Genomic DNA, 14,985 nt, shown 5'->3' with positions numbered 1-14,985 from the left:
ACCCCTGCATGAATACATCGAAGCCGATGAGGAGCCACGCGTGACCAGCCGACCCCTTCCCCAGGACCCCATCGTCCGCGCCCTGATCGCGCAAGCGCGCCAGGCCCAGCTCACCCGTCGCACGCTCCTCGCGGGCGGCGCTGCGGGGGCGTCCGCGCTCGCGCTCGCGGCCTGTTCCACCGGCGGCGGCCAGGCGAAGCCGACCGCTGCGGCGGACCAGTCCGACTCCGACAAGTCGCTGAACTGGGCCAACTGGGCCGCCTACATCGACGAGGACGACGACGGCAACTACCCGACGCTCGTTCGCTTCGAGGAGGAGACCGGCATCTCGGTCAACTACGACGTCGCCGTCGACGACAACAACACCTACTACGGCAAGGTGAAGGACCAGCTCGCGCTCGGTCAGGACATCGGCGCCGACACGGTGTGCCTCACCGACTGGATGGTGTCGCGCTGGATCCGCCTCGGCTACACGCAGGAACTGAACCACGACAACATCCCCAACATCGCCAACCTGGCCCCGGCCCTGCAGGACCCGGACTTCGACAAGGGACGCAAGCACTCCCTGCCGTGGCAGGGCGGGTTCGCCGGCATCTGCTGGAACACCGAGAAGGTCCCCGGCGGCCTCAGCGAGGTCCAGGACCTCTGGAGCGCCGACCTGAAGGGTCGCGTCGGCGTCCTCTCCGAGATGCGCGACACGATGGGCCTCATCATGCTGCAGAACGGCGTCGACATCTCCGGCGACTGGGGCGATGCCGAGTTCGATGCGGCGATCGAGATCCTCGACGAGCAGGTGGCCAACGGCCAGATCCGCAACATCAAGGGCAACTCGTACCTCGAGGACCTCAAGAGCGAGGACACGCTCGCCGCGATCTGCTGGTCGGGCGACATCACCGTGCTGAACGCCGAGGCGGGCGACAAGTGGCAGTTCGCCATCCCGGACGCCGGCGGCACGCTGTGGAACGACAACTTCCTCATCCCGGTCGGCTCGCCGCGAAAGACGAACGCCGAGACCCTGATCAACTACTACTACGACCCCGAGGTCGCCGCTGAGGTCGCGGCGTGGGTGAACTACATCACCCCCGTCGTCGGCGCCAAGGAGGCCGCGGTCGCGATCGACCCCGAGCTCGCGGAGAACCAGCTGATCTTCCCCGACGAGGAGTTCCTCTCGAACGCGTACATCTTCCGCGCCCTCTCGGGTGCCGAGGAGCAGAAGTACCAGTCGCAGTTCCAGCAGATCCTCCTGGGTTCGTGATGTCGGGTCGCGAGTTCGCCGAGCGCGGCGCCGATCTCGAGCTGGTCGGCATCCAGAAGCGCTTCCCAGGGTTCACCGCCATCGAGGAGCTCGACCTCACGATCCCCGCCGGGTCGTTCTTCGCACTGCTCGGCCCGTCCGGCTGCGGCAAGACGACGACGCTGCGCCTCGTGGCCGGCCTCGAGGAGCCCACCCGCGGGCGCATCCTCATCGGCGGGAAGGACGTCACGGACACCAAGGCGCACCAGCGCCCGGTGAACACGGTGTTCCAGAGCTACGCGCTCTTCCCGCACATGTCGATCATCGAGAACGTGGCCTTCGGGTTGAAGCGGCGCCGGATGGACGACCCGATGGGCAAGGCGCACGAGGCGCTCAAGCTCGTGGAGCTCGACCACCTCGCCGAGCGCCGGCCGGCGCAGCTCTCGGGCGGCCAGCAGCAGCGCGTCGCGCTCGCCCGGGCGATCGTCAACCGCCCGGCGCTGCTCCTGCTGGACGAGCCGCTCGGTGCGCTCGACCTGAAGCTGCGTCGCCAGATGCAGCTCGAGCTGAAGACGATCCAGGAGGAGGTCGGCCTGACCTTCCTCCACGTCACGCACGACCAGGAGGAGGCCATGACCATGGCCGACACGGTCGCGGTGATGAACAAGGGCGCGATCGAGCAGATGGGCGCTCCGGAGGAGCTCTACGAGCTGCCCCGCACCGCGTTCGTCGCCAACTTCCTCGGAAAGTCCAACCTCTTCACCGGCGACGTGGCGGGTTCGACCGGCGATGCGCTGTCGGTCGACATCGCCGGGCAGCGGATCACGGTCCCTGTCGCCCGTGCCCAGCGCCACCAGGGGCTGGTCACGATCGGCGTCCGTCCCGAGAAGGTCGCGCTGCACACCGAGGCGCCCGTCGAGACCGCGTCGCGGAACGTGCTCGGACCGGGCAGGGTCATCGACGTGTCGTTCGCGGGCGTCAGCACGGAGTACATCGTGGCGGTGCCCGGCGCGGGCACGCTGTCGGTGTTCGCCCAGAACGTCGGCTTCGGTCCGGTCGCCCACGACGGCGACGAGGTCTGGGTCAGCTGGGACGTCGAGCACGGGTTCGGCCTCGCTGACGAGCCGCAGGAGTCGGACCGGTTCCCGGCCGACGACGACACGCGGTCGATCGCGGTGCAGCGGCGCGAGGCGCTCCTGTCGGAGCTCGAGGGCAGCTGAGCCATGGCCTTCGCTGCATTCGCGACGACGGAGGCGCAGCCGCAGGCGCAGCAGAAGCGGAGCCGCATCGCGCTGTTCCTGCTCCTGCCCGGCATCCTCTACCTCGTCCTGTTCTTCCTCACGCCGCTCATCTCGCTGCTGCTGACGTCGCTCCAGGCGCCCTCGGAGTTCGGTGACATCGGCGTCTACGACTACGCGTTCAACTGGCAGAACTACGTCGACGTCGTCAACGCGTACTGGCCGCACATCCTGCGCTCGTTCGGCTACGCCCTGACCGCGACGGTGTTCGCGCTGCTGTTCAGCTACCCGATCGCCTACTTCATCGGCGTGAAGGCGCGCAGCCGGCCGCTGCTGCAGAGCCTGCTGCTGGTGCTGGTCATCGCCCCGTTCTTCATCAGCTTCCTCCTGCGCACCCTCGCCTGGAAGCAGATCCTCTCGGACGAGTCGATCATCATCACCTCGCTCAAGGCGCTGTCGTTGATGGCACCCGACGCGTACTTCACCGGCACGCCGTTCGCGGTGATCTTCGGCCTGACGTACAACTTCATCCCGTTCATGACGTTGCCGCTGTACACCACGCTCGAGCGCCTCGACACCCGCTACCTCGAGGCGGGCAGCGACCTGTACGCGAACCCGTTCACCGTGTTCCGCAAGGTCACCATCCCCCTCTCGATGCCGGGCATCGTGGCGGGCACCCTGCTGACCTTCATCCCGGCGGCGGGCGACTACGTCAACGCGAGCCGCGACTTCCTCGGCGGTCCGGACACGCAGATGATGGGCAACGTGATCGAGGCGAACTTCCTCGTCCTGCTGAACTACCCGGCGGCCGCGGCGCTGTCGATCATCCTGATGGGAGCGATCCTCGTGCTCGTGGGCGTCTACGTGAAGCGATCCGGAACGGAGGACCTGCTGTGAGCGGCGAAGGACAGGCCGGGGCGGTCCTCGGCGGACTCGCGGAGAGCGAGGAACTCGAGGACCGGCGTCCGGCGCAGGCCCCGCGGCGTGGGCGGATCGGGCTCGGCGACTGGCTCCTGCCGGTCTACGTGACCCTGGCGTTCATCTTCCTGCTGATCCCGATCGCGTACACGTTCGTGTTCTCGTTCAACGACTCGATCAAGTCGAACATCTCGTGGCGCGGCTTCACCTTCGACAAGTGGCTGAACGTCTGCAACGTCGAGGGCGGCGCGGTGTGCGAGGCCTTCGCGAACAGCATCATCATCGCGCTGGTCGCCACCGTGGCGGCGACGACGCTCGGGACGATGATCGCGATCGCGCTCGTGCGCTACCGGTTCCGCGCCCGCTCGGCCATCAGCCTGCTGCTGTTCCTGCCGATGGCGACGCCCGAGGTGGTGCTCGGTGCGGGCCTGGCCGCCCAGTTCCTGGCGGTCGGCGTGCCGAAGGACATGCTCACGATCATCCTCGCGCACACGATGTTCTGCATCAGCTTCGTGGTCGTGACGGTCAAGGCGCGCGTCGCGAGCCTCGATCCGGCGCTCGAGGAGGCGGGGCGCGACCTCTACGGTTCGCCGCGGGCCGTCTTCTGGCGCGTGACGTTCCCGCTGCTCGTCCCGGGCATCGTGGCGGCGGCGCTGCTCGCCTTCGCGTTGAGCTTCGACGACTTCATCATCACGAACTTCAACTCGGGTTCCGTGACGACGTTCCCGAAGTACGTCTACATCTCGGCGTCCCGCGGCATCCCGGCGGAGGCGAACGTCATCGCGTCGGCGGTGTTCATCATCGCGCTGGTGCTGGTGGTCGTCGCGCAGGTCTCCAGGGCGGCGCGGGCCAAGCGCCTGGCCAAGACCGGCTGAGGTCGGCGGACCCGACCGAAGCGACCGGATGCCGCGGCCCGACGGGTCGCGGCATCCGCTCGTCTGGTGCGGGACGCGGTCAGACCGTCGCGCGGATGCGGCCGACCGCCGCTCCACCGCCGAGCACCTCGAGTCCGAGTTCCGGCTCGGCCGCGTCGACGGCGGCGCCGGGGAGCGCCCCGGCGGCGACGAGCAGCCGCAACGCGACGATCGCCAGCGCGCGGGGTGCGCCGTCGAGCATCTTCAGCGCGACGGTGGTGCCGTCGGGCGCGGTCATGACCTGCACGCCCTCGGCACCGAACTTCGCGAAGACCCCGAGTCGGTCGATCGCGACGGTGTCCGGGCGCCCGGGGCCGGCGACGGCCCAGCCGTTGGCGCGGACCGCCTCGGTGAGCGCCGCGGCCTCGCGGAAGAGGGCGAACGGCGACGACGGCGACGACGTGGCGATCTTCTGGACGCCGCGGGCCAGGCCGGTCAGGCTGAGCGCGTGCACCGGTGCGCCGCATCCGTCGATCACCGTGGCCGAGGGGCGCTCGCCGGTCAGGCGCTCGAGCACGTCGAGGACGCGCCGCTGCATCGGGTGGTCGGGCGCGAGGTAGTCCTCGATCGGCCAGTCGTTCGCGTGGCACGCGAGCAGCATCGCCGCGTGCTTGCCGGAGCAGTTCATCGTGATCGGCTCGGCGCGCTGACCCTGCCGCACCATCTGGTCGCGCGCGGCGCGGTCGCTCGGGAGATCGGGCGGGCACTGCAGCGCCGTCGCGGGCAGCGAGGCACGGGCGAGGAGGCCGCGGACGACGGCGACGTGCGCGGGCGTCCCGCTGTGGCTGGCGGTCGCGATGGCCGCATCCTCGCCCCGGAGCGTGACGCCCGAGGTCATGGCCGCGACGGCCTGGAACGGCTTCATGCTCGAGCGCGGGAGCACGGGGGAGCGCGCGTCGCCGAGCACCCGCGCGATCTCGCCGTCGGGCGCGAGCACGATCGCCGAGCCCACGTGTCGGGACTCGACGAAGCCGCCGCGTTCCACCACGGCGAGTTCGGCGGCGTCGGCGGCGCGGAAGGTGCCGGCCACGCTCACGCGAGCGTCGCGAACGCCTCGTCGAGCACGCCGAGGGCGTCCTCGATGAGCTCGTCGGTCATCCGGAGGCTGGGCAGGAAGCGGAGCACGTTGCCCCACGTGCCGGCGCTGAGGAAGAGCACGCCCTGCTGCGCGGCGTACGAGACGAGCGATGCCACGGCGCCGGGGTTCGGCTCCTTGGTGGTCTGCGCGGTGCCCGGCTGGACCAGCTCGATCGCGATCATCGCGCCGCGGCCGCGGATGTCGCCGATGACGTCGTACTTCTCCCGGAGCCGCTCGAGCCCGGCCGTGAGCGTGGCCTCGATCCGACGGCCCTCCGCGAGGAGGTCCTCCTCCTCGATGGCGTCGAACACGGCCACGGCGGCGGCGCACGCCACCGGGTTGCCGCCGAACGTGCCGCCGAGGCCGCCCGGCTGCGACGCGTCCATGATCTCGGCGCGTCCGGTCACTGCGGCCAGCGGCATGCCGGCGGCGATGCCCTTGGCCGTGAGGACCAGGTCGGGCGTCCAGCCGAAGTGCTCGGCGGCGTAGTAGCGGCCCGTGCGCGCCATGCCCGACTGGATCTCGTCGGCGATCATGACGACGCCGTTCGCGGTGCACCATTCCTGCAGGGCCGGGAGGAAGCCGTCGGCGTAGACCATGAAGCCGCCCTCGCCCTGGATGGGCTCGACGACGAGGCAGGCGAGGTCGCTCGCGCCCACGACCTTCTCGAGGTACCCGATGGTCCGCTTCGCAGCGTCCTCGCCGGACAGGCCGTCGCGGTACGGGTAGGAGCTCGGCGCGTGGTAGACGTCGCCCGCGAGCGGGCCGAACCCGGTGGCGTAGGGCATGGCCTTGTAGTTCATGGCCATGGTGAGGTTCGTGCGACCGTGGTACGCGTGGTCGAGCACGGCCACCGCACGGCGACCGGTGTGCTTGCGGGCGATCTTCACGCCGTTCTCGACGGCCTCGGCGCCGGAGTTCACCAGCACGGTCTTCTTGGCGAAGTCGCCCGGAGTGCGCTCGGCGAGCAGCTCCGCGACGCGGACGTACTCCTCGTAGGGGGTGATCGTGAAGAGCGTGTGCAGCACGTCGCGCGCCTGCGCGGTGATCGCCTCGACGACCCTTGCGGGGGTGTGCCCGGCCGTGGTGACGCCGATGCCGGCGCCGAAGTCGAGGAACCGGTTGCCGTCGACGTCGACGAGGATCGCGCCGTGGGCCCGCTCGATGTAGACGGGCAGCACGCTCGAGACGCCGGCGGACACGACCGCGGTGCGGCGTGCGTGCAGCTCCTGCGACCGGGGGCCCGGGACGGCGGTGACGACCCGGCGCTCCTGCGGCACGGCGGCGGCGTGCGCGCTCGACTCGGCGGGGAGGGACTCGACGGGGATCTGCGTGTCAGTCATGATCGGACCAGCTTATCGCCGCGCCCCGGGCCCGCTGTCGGCGGTGTGCTGCAGAATCGACGACGATGACGCGGTTCCGGCGTCGGTGAGGAGTCCCCATGCTCGGCGAGCACCGCTATGCGATCGCCCTCGAATGGCAGGGCGATCGCGGCGAGGGCACGGCGTCGTACCGGTCGTACGGCCGCGGGCACGCCGTGCGGGCCGAGGGCAAGCTGCACGAGATCGCGGGTTCGAGCGATCGCGCGTTCCACGGCGATCGTGATCGATGGAACCCGGAGGAGCTCACGCTCGCGGCGCTCAGCCAGTGCCACATGCTCTCGTACCTGCACGTGGCGACGAACCACGGCGTGGTGGTCGTCGGCTACACGGATGCCGCCACGGCGACCATGCGGGAGGACGGCCGGGGAGGTGGCCACCTGGTGGAGGCGGTGCTGCGGCCGCGGGTGGTGGTCGCCGACGAGGGGATGCGCGAACTCGCCGATGCCCTCCACCACGAGGCATCCGGGAAGTGCTTCATCGCCGCGTCGGTCAACTTCCCGGTGCGACACGAGCCGACGTCGATCGCGCGCGGTGCCGTCGACTGAGCCGGCGTCCGCTCAGCCGCCCGTCCGCGGATCGGCGTCGCTCACGGGCGGCACGACCGGCGGGCAGGTGTACCCGCCGACGAGGCGCGAGCACGGCGGGAAGTAGGCGGGCAGGCGTTCGGACTGCGGATCCCCGAACCACCGGTGCCACAGCCGCCAGAAGTTGAGGTTGCCGTACGCCGAGCACTCGTCGCCCGCGGACGGGTCGGCCAGGAGCGCGTCGTTCGGCTGGTACGGCGTGTAGTTGTACAGGTTGGCGGTGGCCTGGTTGCGGATGCGGACGGTGCTCGCGCCGCACGCGTCGTCCGGGTGGTAGCCGACGTCGACCGCGCCGATGCGGTACCGGCGGTCGGGCTCGGCGGTGTACTGCCGGAACTGCCATGCCGCCCGGTACACCTGGTTGAAGAAGCCGAAGTAGCGTGCGTCGCAGTCCGCGTCGTCCGGGCAGGCGTAGCCGGTGGCGCGCTCGTAGCCCCGGGCGCTCGGGCGGGTCAGCAGCGACTGCTCCTTCTGGAGCAGGACGAGCAGCACCCGCGGGTTGACGCCGCAGGCGCGCGCGACCTCGGCGATGAGGCGGCTCGCCGGCAGGTCCTCGCCGCCCTCGACGGCGCGGCAGTGCCGCGGACCCACCGCGGGCACGCGGTCGACCGATTCGACGTACTCGGCCGGGCAGGGCACGAGATCGACCGGTCGGCAGTCGCGCGACTCGAGGAAGTCCTGGATCTCGTCCTCGTCCATCGCCGTGGCGTCGTAGAACGAGTCGTCGCTCACGATGAAGCCGGGATCGAACGACTCGGTCGACGGCACGCGGCGGTCGCCCGGCTCACCGGCCCCGGTGCGATCGAATCCGGGTGGGGCCGCGCAGCCTGCGAGCACGAGGGCGGCGGATGCCGCGACCGCGGCGATCCAGGTCCGCATCGACGTCGTCATCGGCTCGACGATAGCGCGCCGGGCTCGTGCGCGGCTGGGAGCCGGTGCAGGTCAGACGCGTTCGCGGGGGGCCACGCGGTCGGCGATGCGGGCGAACGTGCCCTGCGGCGGCGCCTCGTTGTACGCATCGGCGAGCTCCTGGCCGGTCAGGGCGTGGATCCCGGCCATGATCTCGTCGGTCGCGGCGCGGCGGGCGCGCCCCGAGGTCGCGGCCCCGTGCCGGGAGACGTCGATGGGCGGGCCGAAGCGCACCCGCACCGGCCGCACGCGCGGGAGCTTCGCGCCCACGGGCTGGATCTCCTGCGTGCCGCTCAGGCCGACGGGGACCACCACGGCGCCCGTGGTCAGCGCGAGCCAGGCCACGCCCGTGCGCCCCCGGTACAGTCGGCCGTCGAGCGATCGGGTCCCCTCCGGGTACAGGGCGAAGGCGCTGCCGGCCTCCAGGATCCGGCGACCCTGGTCGAGGGCGGCCTGGGCCTGGGCGCCGGCGCCGCGTTCGACGCTGACCGCGCCGATGGCCGTGAAGAAGGTCCGGGAGAGCCAGCCCTTCGCCCCGGTGCCGGTGAAGTAGTGCGACTTGGCGAGGAACTGCACGGGGCGCGGCGCCGCGAGCGGGATGACCACGCTGTCGACGAACGAGAGGTGGTTGGACGCGAGGATGACCGGTCCGCGCCGGGGAACGTGCTCGGCGCCGGTGATCACCGGTCGGTAGACCAGGCGCACCAGCGGTCGGAGGACGCCGCGGACGATCCAGTACACCGGCCCGGGCTTCGACGGCGGGGCGGGCACGGCGTCGGCCTCGATCTCGGTCACCCTCCGACGCTACGTCACGGCCCATGCACGCCGCGGAATATCCCGTGGGGCAGGACGCCCCCGCGGGCGTGCGCCATCATGGGCGCATGGACCTCAGCGAGAGCGACGTCGTCGTACTGGGCGACACCGGCGTCCGGGTCGTGGTCGTCGGCGGGGGGCGACGGACGCCCGCCGTCGACGGCGTGCTGCGCGCGCACCTGGCGGCGACCGCCGACGTCCCGGCCGACGACGTCGAACTCGACCACGCGTGCGCGGTCTGCGGCGCCCGGCACGGCAGTCCCGCCGTCCGGTACCCGGCGACCCCGGCCGGAGCGCCGTGGTACGCGGACGCCGCCGTCGCGGCCGGGGTCGTGGTCGCGGCGGTGGGCAACCGCCATCCGCTCGGGGTCGGCCTCGAGCCGGCGACCGAGACGACGACGCGCCTCGTGGACGAGGCGGCCCTGCATCCGCTCGAGCGGGCGCACCTCGAGCGTCTCGACCCGCCCACGCAGGCGATGGTGCGCGCGCGGCTCTGGGCGAGGAAGGCGGCGCTCCTGCGCGCGGTGGGCCACGTCGGCGCGATCGAGCCGTCGCTGGTCGCGATCACGAGCCCGCTGGAGGACGACGGCATCGGCCGGATCTCCCGGAGCCTGCCCGAGTTCGGCTCCCGCTGGGCGGAGATCCGGCTGCATGACGTAGCCGTGCCCGGGCGCCTCGCGGCATCCGTCGCCGTGCTGCCGCGCGCCTGACCGGCACGGGGTGCACGCGGGCCGCCTAGAGTGGCCGTGTGCGCAGCGTCATCATCCTCGGGTCCACGGGTTCCATCGGCACGCAGGCGCTCGACGTCATCCGCGCCAACCCCAACCGATTCGACGTGGTCGGGCTCGCGGTCGGCTCGAACCGCGCCGAGCTCGAGCGGCAGGCGGAGGCGTTCGGGGTCGAGCACACGGCGGTGGGCATCGACGAGGCGGTGCAGCTGGTCCGCGACGTCGACGCCGACGTCGTGCTGAACGGGATCACCGGCTCGGTGGGGCTCGGCCCGACCCTCGCGACGCTCGAGCGCGGAACGACCTTGGCGCTGGCGAACAAGGAGTCCTTGATCGTCGGCGGCGACCTCGTCACGCGCCTCGCCCGGCCGGGGCAGATCGTCCCGGTCGACTCGGAGCACTCCGCGATCGCCCAGGCGCTCCGCGCCGGGACCGATCACGAGGTCCGCCGCCTGGTGCTCACCGCCTCCGGCGGCCCGTTCCGGGGCCGGACCCGCGAGGAGCTCGCGGACGTCACGCCCGCCGACGCGCTGGCCCACCCGACCTGGGACATGGGGCTCGTGGTGACCACGAACTCGGCGACGCTGGTCAACAAGGGGCTCGAGGTGATCGAGGCGCACCTGCTGTTCGGCGTCGACTACGACCGGATCGACGTGGTGGTCCACCCGCAGTCGATCGTGCACAGCATGGTCGAGTTCATCGACGGCTCGACGATCGCGCAGGCCTCGCCGCCCGACATGCGCCTGCCCATCTCGCTCGGGCTCGACTGGCCGCACCGGGTCGCCGCCGCGGGCAGGCCCCTCGACTGGACCACGGCGCAGCACTGGACGTTCGAGCCGCTCGATGAGGCGGCGTTCCCGGCGGTCCGGCTCGCGAAGCAGGTGGGACGCGCCGGCGGCGAGTACCCGGCCGTGTTCAACGCGGCCAACGAGCAGGCGGTCGCCGCGTTCCACGCGGGGCGGATCGGCTTCACCGGGATCGTCGACATCGTCCGGGAGGTCGTCGAGTCGTACGAGGCGTCCACCGGGGAGCTCGGCGTGGAGTCGCTCGCCGCGGCCGAGCAGGAGGCGCGGAGGCGGGCCGACCTGCGCATCGCGCGAGGCTGAGCCGCCGCAGCCGCGGTGGCGCGGCACCGGCTCACAGCCCCCGGACAGCGCGCGCAGAGCCGACGGCCCTACGATGACGGGGTGGAATCCGTGCTCGCCTTCATCGTCGGCGTCCTGATCATCGTCGTCGGGCTCGCCGTGTCGATCGGCCTGCACGAGATCGGCCACCTGGTTCCGGCCAAGCTCTTCGGCGTCAAGGTGACCCAGTACATGATCGGGTTCGGCCCGACGATCTGGTCGAAGCGGCGCGGCGAGACCGAGTACGGCGTGAAGGCGATCCCGCTCGGCGGGTACATCGCGATGATCGGGATGTTCCCGCCCGGCAAGGACGGGCACACCGGGGAGGGCAGCACCAGCTTCCTCCGAGCGCTCGTGCAGGACGCGCGGGCCTCGAGCGCAGAGTCCATCACGCCGGGCGACGAGCACCGCGCGTTCTACCTCCTGCCGGTCTGGAAGCGCATCGTCATCATGCTCGGCGGACCGTTCATGAACCTCCTGCTCGCCGTCATCCTGTTCGCGGTCCTGCTCATGGGATTCGGCGTGGCGCAGCCCTCGACCACGATCGCGTCGGTGTCGGAATGCGCGCTGCCGGCGACGAGCGAGCGCCAGGCCTGCGAGCCCGGCGACCCCGCCGCCCCGGGCGCCGAGGCCGGCCTCGAGCCCGGCGACTTGATCGTGTCGGTGGACGGGACCGAGGTCTCGAGCTGGGCGGAGTCGACGGCGATCATCCGCGAGCACCCCGACGAGACCATCGACGTGGTCGTCGTGCGCGACGGCGAGGAGTTGACGCTCCAGGTCACGCCGCTGCTCAGCGAGCGCTACGTGACCGACGACCGCGGCCGGGTCGTCGAGGACGGCGCCGGCGAGCCGGTCACCGTGGACGTCGGGTTCATCGGGATCGCGCCGGTGTCCGAGACGGTGCGGCAGCCCGCCTCCGAAGTGCTGCCGACGGTCGGCGACACCCTCGCCGGCGTCGCGGGGATCGTGTTCACGCTGCCGCAGCGCATGGTCGACGTCGCCGAAGCGGCGTTCGGCCCCGAGGAGCGCGACCCGGAGGGCCCCATCAGCGTCGTCGGCGTCGGACGCGTCGCGGGCGAGGTCGCGGCGCTCGACGAGGTGCCGGTGGCCTCCCGCGCGGCGTTCATGATCGGCATGCTCGCGTCGCTGAACGTGGCGCTGTTCGTGTTCAACCTGATCCCGCTGCTCCCGCTCGACGGCGGGCACGTCGCCGGTGCGCTCTGGGAGGCGATCCGACGCGGGTGGGCGAAGCTGCGTCGCCGGCCGGACCCGGGGCCGGTCGACCTCGCGAAGCTGATGCCGCTGACCTTCGCCGTCGTCGTCGTGCTCGGCGGCATGAGTGCGCTGCTCATCTACGCCGACCTCGTCAAGCCGATCAGCGTGCTCTGACCCGCCCGTCGGTCGCGGCGATCGGATGCCGCGGGCCCGGCGGGCTCAGGCGAGCGCGCGCTCGAGCGCGGCCGCCTGGTGGCGGTGTCCGACGGTCTCGTAGCCGACGATCACGACGAGCGGCGACACCGCGACGACCAGGAGTCCGGTGCCCATGGTCGCTCCGGCGGCGACCCATGCCGTTCCGGCGGCGAGCGGCACCAGGCTGCCGAGGTAGAGCAGGATGTGGAACGGGTCGAACTGCCGCAGCAACGCGGTGTAGATCGCGAACAGCGCGGTGGAGAACACGGCGACGGGCACCGCCACGGTGAGCACCGCGAGGGTGTCGTCGATGTGCGCGAGGCCCTCGATCACGTAGGCGGCCACGTGCAGGCCCGCGCCGGTGGCGGCGAGCGAGCCGAAGATCACGATGTGGCCGTAGCCCCAGACGAACCCGCGTTCGCGGTGGCGGGCCAGCACCGCAGCCGACGGCATCGTGAAGTACACCCACCACAGCCCGAACGCGAGCGTCGTGCCGCCCACGGTGACGAGCACGGCCTCGAGGTCCCAGCCCTGCTCCTCGACCACGGCGTTGATCGCGAGGATGGTGCCGAGGACGATCTCGCCGAGCGTGATGATGACCAGCAGGCCGTACCGCTCGGCGACGTGGTGCGGATGCCACGGCGTGCCGCCGCCCACCCGTTCGGCGATCACCGGTCCCGCCATCTCGTAGGCGACCAGCACGAGCCACACGACGAAGGTCGCCGGGAGCGGCGGATTCACGAGCAGGAGCGCGATCCAACCGACCTGGGCCGTGGAGACGAGCACGACGTAGGTGAGCGCGGTGCGCCGCCGTGGCGGGTCGTGGCGCGCCGCTCGGAGCCAGAGGGCGACGACGGCGACGCGCATGATCACATACCCGAGGACGACGACGCCGTTCTCGAGCTCGCCGCCCTCGTCGATCGAGCGGAACGTCGCCGGGAGTCCCAGTGCGAGCACGATGACGCCGATCATCACGACCATCGTGGCGACGCGGAAGTACACGTCGTCGTTGTCGTACGCGGAGGCGAGCCACGTGAAGTTGATCCACGCCCAGGCGATGGCGAAGACCGCGAAGACGAAGCCCGCCGTGGCGGCGGCGAAGTGGCCGAGTTCCAGCAGGTGCGCGGTCTGGCTCCCGGCGGCGCTGAACGCGGCCACGAACACGAGGTCGAAGAACAGCTCGAGCGGGGTGGCGGAGCGGTGCGGCTCCGCGGGATCGCGGCCGGTCATCCGGCGGAGTCGGTGGTCGAGACGCGCGGGCGCGGATGCCGCGTGCCGGGCGTCGTCGGTGCTGGTCTCGCTCATGCGGCCCCTCCCGGGGCGGGCTCGCGCCCGCGTCGTGCTGACAGTCTGCATCAGCGTCGACGCGGGCGCGTCACCCGGACCGGAGGCGACTAGCGCGAGAGCAGGAGCGCCTCGCCCTGGCCGCCCCCGCCGCACAGCGCGACCGCGGCCTTGCCGCTGCCCCGGCGCGACAGCTCGAGCGCGGCGTGCAGGGCGAGCCGGGCGCCGGACGCGCCGATCGGGTGGCCGAGGGCGATCGCACCGCCATGGACGTTCACCTTCTCGTGGTCGAGCGCGAGGTCCTTCATGGACTGCAGCGACACCGCGGCGAACGCCTCGTTGATCTCGACGAGGTCGAGGTCGCCGGCCTGCCACCCGGCGCGGTCGAGCGCGGCCGCGATGGCGTTGGACGGCTGGGAGTGCAGCGAGTTGTCGGGCCCCGCGACCTGGCCGGAGGCGCCGACGATCGCGAGCCAGGGCAGGCCGCGCTCCTCGGCCCACGCGCGGCTCGCGACGACCACGGCCGCGGCGCCGTCGGAGATGGGCGAGGAGTTGCCGGCCGTGATGGCGCCGCCCTCGGCGAAGGCCGGGCGGAGCCGGCCGAGCGTCTCGGGCGTCGAGTCGGGTCGCACGCCCTCGTCGGTCGTCACGACGATGGGATCGCCCTTGCGCTGCGGGATCTCGACGGGCACGATCTCGGCGTCGAAGAGGCCGTCGGCCTGCGCCCTTCCGGCGCGGACGTGGCTGGCGGCGGCCACTTCGTCCTGCTCGGCACGGCCCAGTCCGTACCGCTCGTTGAACCGCTCCGTCGACGCCCCCATCGACTCGTGGTCGAACGCGTCGGTCAGGCCGTCGTGCGCGGTGGTGTCGAGCAGCTCGATCGCGCCGTAGAGGTGGCCCTTCCGGGAGCCCGGGAGCACGTGCGGGGCGTTCGTCATCGACTCCTGACCGCCGGCCACGACCACGTCGGCCTCGCCGAGGCGGATGAGCCGGGCGGCATCCGTCACGGCGACGAGCCCCGAGAGGCACACCTTGTTCAGCGTGATCGCCGGCACGCGCCACGGGATCCCGGCGGCGACCGCCGACTGCTTGGCGGGGTTCTGGCCGGCGCCGGCCTGCAGCACCTGGCCCATGATCACGGCATCGACGTCGTCGGGTGAGACGCCGGCCTTCTCGAGGGCGCCGCGGATGGCGACCGTGCCCAGCTCGACGGCGGTGCGGCCGCCGAGGTTGCCGGCGATGCGGCCGAACGGGGTGCGGGCGCCGGCGACGATGACGACGTCGGGGAAGCTCATTCGGGTGGACTCCTTCGTCTCGGGGTGCGCGGGGATGGTGCGCACCCGGATCGGGTTGCGCGTCGTGCGCGTTG

Annotated in this window: 14 protein-coding genes; 8 read left to right on the top strand and 6 right to left on the bottom strand. The window is 71.8% G+C overall.

The annotated features are described in order from the left end of the window. The first annotated feature begins 40 nt into the window (after positions 1-40). From ACUY4T_RS09675 to ACUY4T_RS09660, 4 genes are all read left to right on the top strand, one after another. Positions 41-1,255 (top strand): ABC transporter substrate-binding protein, encoded by a 1,215-nt coding sequence (locus ACUY4T_RS09675; protein WP_446018723.1) that lies wholly within the window; start codon positions 41-43, stop codon positions 1,253-1,255. Then, on the top strand, positions 1,255-2,454 hold the full coding sequence (locus ACUY4T_RS09670; protein ID WP_446018871.1) for an ABC transporter ATP-binding protein: 1,200 nt from the start codon (positions 1,255-1,257) through the stop codon (positions 2,452-2,454). The genes ACUY4T_RS09675 and ACUY4T_RS09670 overlap by 1 nt, the downstream gene beginning before the upstream one ends. A gap of 3 nt (positions 2,455-2,457) precedes the next feature. Further along, the gene (locus ACUY4T_RS09665) at positions 2,458-3,369 is read left to right on the top strand and encodes an ABC transporter permease (protein ID WP_446018722.1); all 912 of its coding nucleotides are present in this window, start codon (positions 2,458-2,460) and stop codon (positions 3,367-3,369) included. Between the two features lie 95 nt (positions 3,370-3,464). Next, a complete protein-coding gene (locus ACUY4T_RS09660; protein WP_446018870.1) occupies positions 3,465-4,265 on the top strand; it encodes an ABC transporter permease in 801 nt (266 codons plus the stop codon). A 79-nt stretch (positions 4,266-4,344) separates the two neighbouring features. Here the strand turns inward: ACUY4T_RS09660 and ACUY4T_RS09655 are convergent, their stop codons facing one another. Both ACUY4T_RS09655 and gabT read right to left on the bottom strand, forming a co-directional pair. Beyond that, the gene (locus tag ACUY4T_RS09655; protein ID WP_446018721.1) at positions 4,345-5,334 is read right to left on the bottom strand and encodes an asparaginase; all 990 of its coding nucleotides are present in this window, start codon (positions 5,332-5,334) and stop codon (positions 4,345-4,347) included. Between the two features lie 2 nt (positions 5,335-5,336). Continuing rightward, a complete protein-coding gene (gene gabT / locus ACUY4T_RS09650; RefSeq protein ID WP_446018720.1) occupies positions 5,337-6,725 on the bottom strand; it encodes a 4-aminobutyrate--2-oxoglutarate transaminase in 1,389 nt (462 codons plus the stop codon). 98 nt (positions 6,726-6,823) lie between these two features. Here gabT and ACUY4T_RS09645 point away from each other — a divergent pair, with 98 nt between their 5' ends. Beyond that, on the top strand, positions 6,824-7,309 hold the full coding sequence (locus ACUY4T_RS09645; RefSeq protein WP_446018719.1) for an OsmC family protein: 486 nt from the start codon (positions 6,824-6,826) through the stop codon (positions 7,307-7,309). A gap of 12 nt (positions 7,310-7,321) precedes the next feature. Here the strand turns inward: ACUY4T_RS09645 and ACUY4T_RS09640 are convergent, their stop codons facing one another. Together ACUY4T_RS09640 and ACUY4T_RS09635 are read right to left on the bottom strand one after the other, a co-directional pair. Further along, on the bottom strand, positions 7,322-8,239 hold the full coding sequence (locus ACUY4T_RS09640; RefSeq protein ID WP_446018718.1) for a hypothetical protein: 918 nt from the start codon (positions 8,237-8,239) through the stop codon (positions 7,322-7,324). Positions 8,240-8,290: 51 nt separating this feature from the next. Further along, complete coding sequence (locus ACUY4T_RS09635) at positions 8,291-9,052, bottom strand: lysophospholipid acyltransferase family protein (protein ID WP_446018717.1); 762 nt, start codon at positions 9,050-9,052, stop codon at positions 8,291-8,293. 86 nt (positions 9,053-9,138) lie between these two features. On the opposite strand from ACUY4T_RS09635, the gene ACUY4T_RS09630 reads away from it, so the two are divergent. The 3 genes from ACUY4T_RS09630 (at position 9,139) to ACUY4T_RS09620 (ending at position 12,311) form a co-directional block, all read left to right on the top strand. Further along, positions 9,139-9,780: a 4'-phosphopantetheinyl transferase family protein gene (locus ACUY4T_RS09630; protein ID WP_446018716.1), complete on the top strand. Its 642-nt coding sequence runs from the start codon at positions 9,139-9,141 to the stop codon at positions 9,778-9,780. A 38-nt stretch (positions 9,781-9,818) separates the two neighbouring features. Further along, entirely contained in the window at positions 9,819-10,904 is a 1,086-nt protein-coding gene (gene dxr, locus ACUY4T_RS09625) for a 1-deoxy-D-xylulose-5-phosphate reductoisomerase (protein WP_446018715.1), read from the top strand. Positions 10,905-10,985: 81 nt separating this feature from the next. Beyond that, complete coding sequence (locus tag ACUY4T_RS09620) at positions 10,986-12,311, top strand: M50 family metallopeptidase (RefSeq protein WP_446018714.1); 1,326 nt, start codon at positions 10,986-10,988, stop codon at positions 12,309-12,311. A gap of 45 nt (positions 12,312-12,356) precedes the next feature. Here the strand turns inward: ACUY4T_RS09620 and ACUY4T_RS09615 are convergent, their stop codons facing one another. Continuing rightward, positions 12,357-13,637, bottom strand: a complete 1,281-nt coding sequence (locus ACUY4T_RS09615) for a low temperature requirement protein A (protein WP_446018713.1) — start codon at positions 13,635-13,637, stop codon at positions 12,357-12,359. Between the two features lie 89 nt (positions 13,638-13,726). Beyond that, entirely contained in the window at positions 13,727-14,911 is a 1,185-nt protein-coding gene (locus ACUY4T_RS09610; RefSeq protein WP_446018712.1) for an acetyl-CoA C-acetyltransferase, read from the bottom strand. Positions 14,912-14,985: the final 74 nt, after the last annotated feature.

It is taken from the genome of Agromyces arachidis (assembly GCF_052805135.1).
The sequence above is the reverse complement of the archived record's forward strand: the minus strand, read 5'-3'. Positions and strand labels throughout refer to the sequence as shown.

Coding starts and splice junctions, on each gene's coding strand:
- ACUY4T_RS09670 (WP_446018871.1), top strand. CDS start 1,255: ATGTCGGGTCGCGAGTTCGCCGAGCGCGGCGCCGATCTCGAGCTGGTC.
- ACUY4T_RS09665 (WP_446018722.1), top strand. CDS start 2,458: ATGGCCTTCGCTGCATTCGCGACGACGGAGGCGCAGCCGCAGGCGCAG.
- gabT (WP_446018720.1), bottom strand. CDS start 6,725: ATGACTGACACGCAGATCCCCGTCGAGTCCCTCCCCGCCGAGTCGAGC.
- ACUY4T_RS09645 (WP_446018719.1), top strand. CDS start 6,824: ATGCTCGGCGAGCACCGCTATGCGATCGCCCTCGAATGGCAGGGCGAT.
- ACUY4T_RS09640 (WP_446018718.1), bottom strand. CDS start 8,239: ATGACGACGTCGATGCGGACCTGGATCGCCGCGGTCGCGGCATCCGCC.
- ACUY4T_RS09630 (WP_446018716.1), top strand. CDS start 9,139: ATGGACCTCAGCGAGAGCGACGTCGTCGTACTGGGCGACACCGGCGTC.
- ACUY4T_RS09615 (WP_446018713.1), bottom strand. CDS start 13,637: ATGAGCGAGACCAGCACCGACGACGCCCGGCACGCGGCATCCGCGCCC.
- ACUY4T_RS09610 (WP_446018712.1), bottom strand. CDS start 14,911: ATGAGCTTCCCCGACGTCGTCATCGTCGCCGGCGCCCGCACCCCGTTC.